At 69.7% G+C, this 11,172-nt stretch carries 8 protein-coding genes; 7 read left to right on the top strand and 1 reads right to left on the bottom strand.

Features of this window, described 5'->3' with window-relative positions:
- On the top strand, positions 1 to 4,425 hold the full coding sequence (locus B5F23_RS09045; RefSeq protein WP_087354066.1) for a DNA-directed RNA polymerase subunit beta': 4,425 nt from the start codon (positions 1 to 3) through the stop codon (positions 4,423 to 4,425).
- A gap of 89 nt (positions 4,426 to 4,514) precedes the next feature.
- On the opposite strand, the gene B5F23_RS09040 is transcribed toward B5F23_RS09045, so the two are convergent.
- On the bottom strand, positions 4,515 to 5,264 hold the full coding sequence (locus B5F23_RS09040; protein WP_087354063.1) for a biotin--[acetyl-CoA-carboxylase] ligase: 750 nt from the start codon (positions 5,262 to 5,264) through the stop codon (positions 4,515 to 4,517).
- A 490-nt stretch (positions 5,265 to 5,754) separates the two neighbouring features.
- On the opposite strand from B5F23_RS09040, the gene B5F23_RS09035 reads away from it, so the two are divergent.
- The 6 genes from B5F23_RS09035 to fabF all read left to right on the top strand — a co-directional run bounded on the left by B5F23_RS09035 (position 5,755) and on the right by fabF (position 11,009).
- Positions 5,755 to 6,714 (top strand): 3-oxoacyl-ACP synthase III family protein, encoded by a 960-nt coding sequence (locus tag B5F23_RS09035; protein WP_087354061.1) that lies wholly within the window; start codon positions 5,755 to 5,757, stop codon positions 6,712 to 6,714.
- A gap of 76 nt (positions 6,715 to 6,790) precedes the next feature.
- The gene (locus tag B5F23_RS09030; RefSeq protein ID WP_087354058.1) at positions 6,791 to 7,027 is read left to right on the top strand and encodes a phosphopantetheine-binding protein; all 237 of its coding nucleotides are present in this window, start codon (positions 6,791 to 6,793) and stop codon (positions 7,025 to 7,027) included.
- A 2-nt stretch (positions 7,028 to 7,029) separates the two neighbouring features.
- Positions 7,030 to 7,974: an enoyl-[acyl-carrier-protein] reductase FabK gene (fabK, locus tag B5F23_RS09025; RefSeq protein ID WP_087354055.1), complete on the top strand. Its 945-nt coding sequence runs from the start codon at positions 7,030 to 7,032 to the stop codon at positions 7,972 to 7,974.
- The gene (locus tag B5F23_RS09020; RefSeq protein WP_087354052.1) at positions 7,962 to 8,900 is read left to right on the top strand and encodes an ACP S-malonyltransferase; all 939 of its coding nucleotides are present in this window, start codon (positions 7,962 to 7,964) and stop codon (positions 8,898 to 8,900) included. Before fabK ends, B5F23_RS09020 begins: the two co-directional genes overlap by 13 nt.
- The gene (gene fabG, locus B5F23_RS09015; protein ID WP_087354049.1) at positions 8,901 to 9,671 is read left to right on the top strand and encodes a 3-oxoacyl-[acyl-carrier-protein] reductase; all 771 of its coding nucleotides are present in this window, start codon (positions 8,901 to 8,903) and stop codon (positions 9,669 to 9,671) included.
- A gap of 90 nt (positions 9,672 to 9,761) precedes the next feature.
- Positions 9,762 to 11,009, top strand: a complete 1,248-nt coding sequence (fabF, locus tag B5F23_RS09010) for a beta-ketoacyl-ACP synthase II (protein ID WP_087354046.1) — start codon at positions 9,762 to 9,764, stop codon at positions 11,007 to 11,009.
- Positions 11,010 to 11,172: the final 163 nt, after the last annotated feature.

The following is an 11,172-nucleotide window of genomic DNA, read 5'->3' as shown; positions in this document are numbered from 1 at the left end:
GTGGCAGATTTCGACACCACTGACTTCGACGCGATCAAGATCTCGCTTGCCTCTGCCGACCGCATCCGCAGCTGGTCCAACGGCGAGGTGAAGAAGCCCGAGACCATCAACTACCGCACCCTCAAGCCCGAGAGGGACGGCCTGTTCTGCGAGAAGATCTTCGGCCCGGTCAAGGACTGGGAGTGCGCCTGCGGCAAGTACAAGGGCATCCGCTTCCGCGGCATCGTCTGCGAGCGCTGCGGCGTCGAGGTGACCACGGCCAAGGTGCGCCGCGAGCGCATGGGCCACATCGAGCTCGCCGCGCCGGTGAGCCACATCTGGTACTTCAAGAGCCCGACGAGCTTCCCGCTGGCCCGCCTGCTCGACATCAAGAGCAAGGACCTCGAGAAGGTCCTGTACTTCGCGAGCTACATCATCACCGACGTGGACACCGAGGCTCTCCAGGCCGACGCGGGCGAGATCAAGGAGGAGCTCGACGCCGACCTCGAGGAGCTCGACGCCGAGCGCGACGAGCTGATCGAGCGCGAGCGCGAGCGCGCCGCCGCCCCCGAGGACGAGTTCGGCGAGCCCTACACCGAGGAGGACCTCCGCGCCACGATCGCCGACCTCGAGGCAGAGTACGAGGACGAGAAGCGCCTGCGCGAGGAGGCCTACAACAAGCTCATGACCCTCGAGAAGGGCGAGCTCATCTCCGACGAGGGGCTCTTCTCGGAGCTGAAGCGCTACTACGGCCTCTACTTCAAGGGCGGCATGGGCGCCGAGGCCGTGCGCGAGCTGCTGCGCGGCATCGACCTCGAGGCCGAGGCCAAGGAGCTGCGCCAGATCATCGCCTCCGACACCGCGCAGAAGCAGAAGCGCGAGAAGGCCATCAAGCGCCTGGAGATCGTCGACGCCTTCCTCAAGGGCGGCAACGACCCGGCCAACATGATCCTCGACGTCATCCCCGTGATTCCGCCCGACCTGCGCCCGATGGTGCAGCTCGACGGTGGCCGCTTCGCCGCGTCGGACCTCAACGACCTCTACCGTCGCGTGATCAACCGCAACAACCGCCTCAAGCGCCTGCTCGACCTCGACGCCCCGGCGATCATCGTCAACAACGAGAAGCGCATGCTCCAGGAGTCCGTGGACGCGCTCTTCGACAACGGCCGTCGCGGCCGTCCCGTCACCGGCCGTGGCGGGCGCCCGCTCAAGTCGCTCGCCGAGGCCCTCAAGGGCAAGCAGGGCCGCTTCCGCCAGAACCTGCTCGGCAAGCGCGTCGACTACTCCGGCCGCTCGGTCATCGTCGTCGACCCCAAGCTCAAGCTGCACCAGTGCGGCCTGCCGTCCCAGATGGCCCTCGAGCTCTTCAAGCCGTTCGTGATGCGCCGCCTCGTCGAGCTCGGCAAGGTCGAGAACATCAAGGGCGCCAAGCGCGCGATCGACCGCCAGCTCCCGGCCGTGTGGGACGTGCTCGAGGAGGTCATCCAGGACCGCCTCGTCCTGCTCAACCGCGCACCCACGCTGCACCGCCTCTCAATCCAGGCCTTCGAGCCGGTCCTGGTGGAGGGCAAGGCCATCCACCTGCACCCGCTCGTGTGCGCCCCGTTCAACGCCGACTTCGACGGCGACCAGATGTCGGTGCACGTGCCGCTGTCCACGCAGGCCCAGACCGAGGCCCGCGTGCTCATGCTGAGCTCCAACAACCTGCGCTCGCCCGCCTCGGGCAAGGTGCTCACCGTGCCGTCGCAGGACATGGTCTTCGGCTCGTACTTCCTCACGACCGAGAAGAGCGTCGAGGGCGCCGAGGTGCCCGTGTACGCCAACTTCGACGACGCGCTTCTCGCCATCGACATGAACCAGGACCTCGACCTGCAGCAGCGCGTCACCGTGCGCGTGACCTCCGCCGACGCCAACGTCGTCGAGGGTGACCGCCGCATCTTCCGCGTGCTCACCGCCAAGGGCGTCTACGAGGACCTCGACGTCACCGAGCGCAACGCGCGCTTCGAGACCACGCCGGGCCGCATCATCTTCAACCGCCAGTGCCTGCCCGCCGACTACCCCTTCATCAACTACAAGATGGTGAAGAGCGACATCGGCGCCCTGGTCAACGACTGCTGCGACCGCTACACCACGGCTGAGGTCGAGCCGATCCTCGACGCCATCAAGGCGACGGGCTTCCACTACGCAACCCTCGCCGGCCTGACGGTCTCCGTCTGGGACGCCACCACGCCCGAGGACAAGCCGCAGCTTCTCGAGGAGGCGCAGGAGCGCGTCGACGAGATCAACGAGTACTACGAGGACGGCTTCCTCTCCGAGCTGGAGCGTCACACCGAGGTCGTCAACGCGTGGACCGAGTGCACCGACCTTCTCGCCACGGAGATGCTCGCGGGCTTTGCCGAGGACAACCCCATCTACATGATGGCCGACTCCGGCGCCCGTGGCTCCAAGACCCAGCTGCGTCAGCTCGCCGGCATGCGTGGCCTCATGGCCGACATGTCCGGTGATACCATCGACCTGCCGATCAAGGCCAACTTCCGCGAGGGCCTCGAGCCGCTGGAGTACTTCATCTCCACCTACGGCGCGCGCAAGGGCCTCGTCGACACGGCCTCCCACACCTCCGACTCCGGCTACCTGACCCGTCGTCTGGTCGACGTGGCCCAGGACGTCATCGTCCGCGAGGAGGACTGCGGCACCGACGAGGGCGTCACCTACCCGCTCATCAAGCCGGGCCAGACCTCCGTCGACACCGACCTCATCGGCCGCTGCGCCCTGAACGACATCTGCGACCCCGCCACCGGCGAGGTTCTTATCGCCAAGGACGCCTACGTGGAGTCCAAGGACGACCTCGAGATGCTCGTCGAGCACGGCCTCAAGAAGGTCGAGCTCCGCGCGCTGCTGACCTGCAAGTCCAAGTACGGCGTCTGCCAGAAGTGCTACGGCTGGGACCTCTCCACGCGCCGTCCCGTCAACATCGGCACGGCCGTGGGCATCATCGCGGCCCAGTCGATCGGCGAGCCGGGCACCCAGCTCACGATGCGCACGATTCACTCCGGCGGCGTCGCGGGCGCCGACGACATCACGCAGGGCCTCCCGACGGTCGCCCGCATGTTCGACGTCGTCGGCAACGTCAACGAGAAGATCCTCGGCCGCGAGGCCGACCTCGCGCCGGTGTCCGGCCTCCTGCGCATCACGCCGGAGCAGGCCGAGTACCTCCTGCGCATCGTTGACCCCGAGGACCAGTCCCGCGTCATCGAGGAGTGGCGCGTCCCCGCGTCCGTGCGCTTCATGCCGGGCGTCGAGGACAACGTCGAGGTGCGCGCCGGCGACCAGATCACCCGCGGCTTCGTCAACTTCCGCAAGCTGCGCCGCCTGACCGACATCGAGTCGACGATGCACACCTTCGTCGAGTCGGTCAAGGACGTCTACACCAGCCAGGGCGTCGACCTCAACGACAAGCACATCGAGGTCATCGCTCGCCAGATGCTGCGTCGCGTCCAGGTGACCAACCCCGGCGACTCCCAGTACCTGCTCGGCCAGTACGTCGACCGCTACGTCTTCGCCGACACGGTGCGCAACGTCACCCTCGCCGGCGGCACGCCGCCCGAGGCCGAGCCCGTCATCCTGGGCACGCTCAAGGTTGCCTCGAGCATCGACTCCTGGCTCTCCAGCGCCTCGTTCATCCGCACCGCCGGCGTCCTCACCGAGGCCGCCATCGAGGGTGACGTGGACCACCTGCTCGACCTCAAGTCCAACGTCATCGTGGGCAAGCAGATCCCGGCCGGCACGGGCCTCGACGCGTACAACAACGTCGAGCTCACCTACCACGGCACGAAGATCGACGGCCCCACGAGCCCGCTTGCCAAGAGCCTGCCCGAGTGGGCTCCCGACGAGCTCAAGGGCATCGAGGAGCAGCTTCCCAAGCAGCTCGACTGGGTCGGCGACGACTACGGCTTCGGCGGCGTGTACTCCAAGAACGGCCGCACGCTCTCCAGCGAGGACGCCAAGCTCTACCTCTTCGACGACCTCGGCGTCTCGCAGCGCTGGACCAACAAGTTCAGCGAGGTGGGCATCGAGACCGTGGGCGACCTCATCGGCAAGACCGAGGACGACCTGCTGCGCATCGACGGCATCGGCGCCAAGGCGATTGAGGAGCTGCGCGACGGCCTCGAGGCTCGCGGGCTGCTCTACATCCTGGAGCCGGACAACGACGAGGCCGACAGCGAGGATCTCTCCCAGCTGCTCAACATGGTCTTCTCGCCTGACGCCGACGCCGACATCATGCTCGGCACGGCCGCGCCGTCCACGCACCACTTTGACGATGACGAGCTGATCGGCGGCACCGAGTCCGCCGGCGGCGACTCCGACATCATCAACGAGGACCTCGGCTCCCTCGATGACCTCCTCTCCCAGGTGGTCCGTCAGGAGAGCGAGCACGACGGCGAGTAGCCCTTCTCGCTAGAAGCGCTTGACCGGGCGCCGGCTCCCTCGGGGGTCGGCGCCCGTCGCAGTTGGGGTGGCTTGCCCTGCCCTAACTGTCACGCGGGGCGCAGGGAGGCCTGCTCGGCCGAGACGGGCACCCGGATCCCGTCCGGGGCGAGAAGAACCGCGCGGCCCCAGGCGTCCACGGTCTCGAGTGTGCCGCGCGCGAGCTCGGAGCCGTCCGGCGACCGGGCCACGACCTCCTCGCCCCGCCAGGCGAGCCGCTCCAGGTAGGCCTCGCGGACTCCGTCGAGCGGGCGGTCACCGCCCGAGGAGGCCCAGGACCCCACGCGCGCGACCACGCCGCCGCGCAGCGCCTCCGCAAGGGACGTGAAGGAAGGCGCGGCCCCGGCGGCCAGCTCGGCAAGCGCGATCGCTCCCAGGTCGCGCGGGGCGCCCCCGACGTTGACGCCGACCCCGCAGACGGCGAAGGCCCCGCCCCGCCCGTCGCGTCCGACCTCCACGAGGATCCCCGCGAGCTTGCGCCCGCGCGCGAGCAGGTCGTTGGGCCACTTGAGCTGGGCCTCGTTTGCAACGCCGAGCGCCTTCAGGCCGTCGAGCACGCCGAGTCCGCAGGCTGCGGCGAGCCCCGGGAGGCGCGTCGGCGCCACCTGGGGGCGCAGCAGAACCGAGAGGTAGAGGTTTCCCTCCGGCGACTCCCAGACGTGGCCGCGCCGCCCGCGCCCGGCTGTCTGGCGCCGCGCCGCGACGGCCCACCCGTGCGGCGCGCCGTCGCGACCGGCGGCGAGCGCAACGTCGTTGGTGGAGTCGACCTCGTCGAGCGTCTTGATGGGCAGATGCCGCATAGCCCTCCTCTCGTGGCGATATTGGTCCATTCTAGGGAGGTTGTGCGGCATGCGCGCCGGTGAAGCCCCGCCTGTTGCTTAACAATCCGGGGTTATGGCAATCGGCCGTTCCAAGTTGCTTAGAAATCCGGGGTTGTGGCAGGGCGGGCGCTCCCAGAGCGCCCCCATGCGGCGAGAAGAACCTCGGGGAGTGGCCACTACCTGGGCGTTCTTATCGCCAGGTCGTCACGGGGAGGGGACGGGGCTGCCACAACCCCGGATCTTTAAGCGTCGTCGCAACGCATGCTGCCATAACCCCGGATCTTTAAGCGGCGTGCCGTGCGCCCCGCCGATGCGCCGCCCACCGTATGGGCCACAGAGAGCATTCCCCATGTGGAGACATCGTGGCAAAATGGAGAAGCTGAAGAAAGAACGCCTTCAGCGCGCGCACATTGACTAGCCTACCTAAGAGATGTTGACTCGTTAACAACCACGACGGAAGGCGGGCAGGTTGGGATTCCGCATACTGGGCACGGGGTCGGCGCTTCCGGCACGCTCGGTCACCAACGACGACCTCTCCGAGTTTCTGGACACCTCCGACGAGTGGATCTTCCCGCGCACCGGCATCGCGAGCCGGCGCATCTGCACCACGGAGACCCTCGACGACCTCTCCCTCGAGGCGTGCCGCCGCGCGCTCGACGCGTCCGGCGTGACGCCCGGCCAGCTCGACCTCATCATCTGCTCGACCACGAGCGGCGACCACCTCATCCCGGCTCAGGCCTGCGCGGTCGCCGAGGGCCTCGGCGCCTCGTGCCCGGCCTTCGACGTCTCCGCCGCCTGCGCGGGCTTCGTCTTCGCGCTCGACGTCGCTGACGGCTGGTTCGCGCGCGGGCGCGCCGAGCGCGTGCTCGTGGTCGCCGCGGAGAAGATGAGCCGCGTGGTCGACTGGCAGGACCGCGCCACGTGCGTCCTGTTCGGCGACGGCGCCGCCGCGGCGGTCCTGGCCGCGGGCGGCGAGAGCCCGCTTGCCACGAGCCTCACCACCGAGCCCGCCGTGGAGATCCTCCACGTCCCGGGCATCGCCGGCTCGTCCCCCTACGACGAGACCGAGCGTGCCGCGAGCGTCCTCTCCATGGAGGGGCGCCGCGTCTTCAAGTTTGGCGTCAACGCGATCGTCGACTCCGTGCGCACCCTCTGCGAGGAGGCCCACGTCGCGATCGACGACATCGACCACTTCGTGTTCCACCAGGCCAACGAGCGCATTCTCTCCTCGGGGGTGGCGCGCCTCGGCATCGACGACGCCAAGGTCGCCCGAGCCCTCTCGGAGACGGGCAACATCTCGAGCGCGTGCATCCCGCTCGCCCTCGACCGCCTCGCCCGCGCGGGCGAGCTCGAGGCGGGCCAGCTCGTTGCCCTCGTTGGATTCGGGGCGGGCCTCGACGTCGGGGCCATGCTCCTGCACTGGGGCTAGGCGGCAGCCGACCCCGGCCATCGACCACCGTCCATTGGAGCGCCCGCCGGGCGCATGGAAAAGAAGGAGAACCACCATGGCAGACCAGAGCACCTTTGAGCGCGTGTGCGCGATCGTCCGCGAGCAGGGCGGCCTCGACGACGTCGAGATGACCCCCGAGACCACGCTCGCCGAGGTCGGCCTCGACAGCCTCGCCACCGTCGAGGCCGTCATGGCCTGCGAGGACGAGTTCGGCATCGAGATCGACGCCGAGTCCAACCCCGCCACCATCGGCGAGTTCGTCGAGATGGTCGACTCCCTCCTGGAGAACTAGTCATGCTGCGCACCCCCATCTGTGACCTTCTCGGCATCGAGAAGCCCGTCTTCCAGGGCGGGATGGCCTGGATCGCCGACGCGTCCCTGGCCGCGGCGGTCTCCGAGGCTGGCGGCCTGGGCATCATCGCGGCCATGAACGCCAACGCCGACTGGCTGCGCGACCAGATTCACGAGCTGCGCGAGAAGACCGACAAGCCCTTCGGCGTGAACGTGATGCTCATGAGCCCGTTCGCCGACGAGGTGGCCCAGGTCGTCGTGGACGAGCACGTGCCCGTCGTCGTGACGGGCGCCGGCAACCCCACGAAGTACATGAAGGCCTGGAACGCGGCCGGCATCAAGGTCATCCCCGTGGTGGCCTCCGTCGCGATGGCCAAGCTCGTGGCCCGCGCCGGCGCCGTCGCCGTCGTGGCAGAGGGCACCGAGTCCGGCGGCCACATCGGCGAGACCACCACGATGGCCCTCGTGCCGCAGGTCGTCGACGCCGTGAAGATCCCCGTGATCGCCGCCGGCGGCATCGCCGACGGGCGCGGCGTGGCCGCCGCCCTCATGCTCGGCGCCGTGGGCGTCCAGGTGGGGACGCGCTTCCTCGTGGCCGACGAGTGCACCGTGTCCGACCAGTACAAGGACATGGTCCTCAAGGCCAACGACATCTCCACCCGCGCCACCGGCCGCTCCACCGGCCACCCCGTGCGCGCCCTCAAGAACCCGTTCTCCAACGCCTACTTCAAGATGGAGTCCGAGGGCGCCTCGGTCGACGAGCTCAACGCCTTCGGCACGGGCGCGCTGCGCAAGGCGGCCAAGGAGGGCGACTACGAGCACGGCTCGTTCCTGTGCGGCCAGATCGCCGGCATGGTGAAGGAGCGCCAGAGCGCGCTCGAGATCGTGGACGACCTCGTGAACGGCGCCGAGAAGGTCCTGGCGGGGGCGAACCAATGGGTAAGGTAGCGTTCCTCTTCGCCGGCCAGGGTGCCCAGCACCCCGGCATGTGCGCGGACCTCATCGAGTCCGAGCCCGCGGCGCGTGCCGTCTTCGAGGCGGCCGACGCCGTGCGCCCCGGCACCACCGAGCAGTGCCTCTCCGGCACCAAGGAGGAGCTGGCGCAGACCATCAACACCCAGCCGTGCGTCTTTGCTGCCGACCTCGCCGCCGCCCGCGCCCTCGAGGCCCGCGGCGTGCGCCCGGACGTGGTGGCGGGCTTCTCGCTGGGCGAGGTCGCCGCCCTCACGTTTGCCGGCGCCTACAGCGACGAGCGGGGCTTCGAGCTCGTGTGCCACCGCGCCGAGCTCATGGCGGACGCCGCCGAGAAGAACCCCGGCGCCATGCGCGCCGTGGTGAAGCTCGACGCCCCCACCGTGGAGCGCCTGGCCGCCGAGGCGGGCGACGCCTGGCCCGTGAACTACAACAGCCCGCTGCAGACCGTCGTTGCCGGCACGGCCGAGGCATGCGAGAAGCTCGACGCGCTCGTGAAGGAGGCCAAGGGACGTGCGATGAAGGTGGCCGTCTCGGGCGCCTTCCACAGCCCGTTCATGGCCGAGGCGGAGCGCGGCCTGGCCGCCTACCTCGCGGACGGGCACGCGCCGGCCGAGCCGGGCGTCCCCGTAATCGCCAACCGCACCGCCGAGGCCTACCCGGCCGACGAGGAGGCGCGCGTGGCGCTTCTCGCCAGCCAGGTGGCCAACCCCGTGCAGTGGGTCCGCACCCTCGAGGCCATGGCGGCCATGGGCGTGGACACCTTCGTCGAGGTGGGGCCCGGCAAGACGCTCACGGGCCTCGTGACCCGCACGCTCGAGAACGTCACGGCGCTGCCGTGCGAGACCGTCGAGCAGCTCGAGGCGGTTCTCGCCGCGCTCGACCCTGCCAAGGAGGACTAGATGGCCGAGAAGACCGGAACCCTTGAGCGCGACGCCAGCCGTCGCGTGGCCCTCGTGACGGGCGCGTCCCGCGGCATCGGGCGCGCCGTCGCCGAGGGGCTCGCCGCCGACGGCTTTGACCTCGCGCTCGTCTATGCGGGCAACGAGGCCGCGGCCGCCGAGGCCGTCGCCGCCTGCGAGGCCGCCGGCGCGACCGCGCGCGCCTACCGCTGCGACGTCTCGGACGCCGAGGCCGTCAAGGCAACGGTGGACGCGGTTCTCGCCGACTTCGGCTCCGTGTGGGCGCTCGTCAACAACGCGGGCGTCACGCGCGACGGCCTGCTCGTGCGCATGAGCGACGAGGACTTTGCCCGCGTCATCGACGTCAACCTCAAGGGCGCCTTCCACATGACGCGCGCCCTCACCCGCGGCTTCATGCGCCAGCGCGGCGGCCGCGTCGTGAACATGGCCTCGGTCGTGGGCCTCATGGGCAACGCCGGCCAGGCCAACTACGCGGCCTCGAAGGCGGGCCTCATCGGCATGACCAAGTCCGTGGCGCGCGAGCTCGCGCCGCGCGGCGTGACGGTCAACGCCATCGCCCCGGGCTTCGTCGAGACGGACATGACCGCGGTGCTTGCCGAGGGGGTTCGCGAGGGCTACGAGAAGCAGATCCCGCTCGGCCGCCTCGCGAGCGCAGACGAGGTGGCCGCCGTCGCCCGCTTCCTCGTGAGCGAAGCCGCCTCGTACGTGACCGGCGAGGTCATTCGCGTCGACGGCGGCATGGCGATGTAAGCAGCTGGCCCGAAGGGGGGTCGTCCCCGCTTGGGCCAATAGAAAATGATGCGAGGGGACCGTCCCTTCGCGTCATCGTTGGGAGACGAGATGGAACACAGGGTAGCAATCACCGGCATCGGGGCGGTGACGCCGCTCGGCAACACCGCCAAGGAGACCTGGGAGGCCATGGTCGCGGGGAAGTGCGGCATCGGCCCCATCACCCACTTCGACACCGAGAACTTCAAGGTCAAGGTGGCCGCCGAGGTCAAGGACTTCGACGCCGTGGCGCTTCTCGGCAGGCAGGACGCCGCGCACCAGGACCCCTACGTGCTCTACGCGCTCGTGGCCTCCGACGAGGCCATGGCCGACTCCGGCCTCGACGCCGAGGGCGCGGTGGACCACGAGCGGCTGGGCGTCTACGTGGGCTCGGGCGTGGGCGGCATCCAGGCCTTCGCCGACAACGTCCACACCATCGCCGAGCGCGGCCCGCGCCGCGCCTCCCCGTTCATGATCACGATGATGATCGCGAACATGGCGTCCGGCAACATCGCTATCCGTCACAAGGCCTACGGCCCCACGCTGCCCGTCGTCACCGCCTGCGCCACCTCGGCCCACGCCGTGGGCGAGGCCTTCCGCGCCATCAAGCACGGCTATGCGGACGCGATCCTGGCCGGCGGCTCCGAGGCCGCCGTCATGCCGGAGTCCGTCGCCGGCTTCACGAGCTGCCGCGCCCTCACCACCAACCCCGACCCCGCCACGGCCTGCCGCCCCTTCGACGCCGACCGCAACGGCTTCGTGATGGGCGAGGGCGCCTGCGTGCTCGTGCTCGAGGAGTGGGAGCACGCCGTGGCTCGCGGCGCCCACATCTACGCCGAGGTCGTGGGCTACGGCAACACCGACGACGCCCACCACATCACGAGCCCCGACCCCGAGGCCGGCGGCATCGCGCGCGCCATCCGCCAGGCGGTGGAGGAGGGCGGCGTCAAGCCGGAGGAGGGCCTCTACATCAACGCGCACGGCACCTCCACCAAGCTCAACGACGCCTCCGAGACGCTCGGCTTCAAGCGCGCCCTCGGCGAGGAGGCCGCCCGCGCCGCTCACATCTCGTCCACCAAGTCGATGACCGGGCACATGATCGGCGCCACGGGTGCCGTTGAGGCCATGGCCTGCGCCCTGGCGCTCGAGAACGGCGTCGTGCCGCCCACGATCAACTACCGCACCCCCGACCCGGAGTGCGACCTCGACTACACGCCCAACGAGGCGGTGGAGTGCCAGCTCACCTGGGCTCTCTCCACGAACCTCGGCTTTGGCGGCCACAACGCCGCGCTGGCGCTGCGCGCCGTGGAGAGGAGCTAGCATGGACTCTGAGAAGATCTCCCAGATCGCGGACATCATGAGAAGCCACGGCCTCACCCGCGTGCGCGTCGAGGAGTCCGACGGCTCTGCCGTCGAGCTCGAGTGCGGCGCGGCGGCCCCCGTGGCGGCGCCGGCGCCCGCCCCCGCTGCCCCCGTGGCGGCC

This window comes from Olsenella sp. An188 (genome assembly GCF_002160255.1).
Lineage (GTDB): Bacteria > Actinomycetota > Coriobacteriia > Coriobacteriales > Atopobiaceae > Thermophilibacter > Thermophilibacter avistercoris.
The sequence above is the reverse complement of the archived record's forward strand: the minus strand, read 5'-3'. Positions and strand labels throughout refer to the sequence as shown.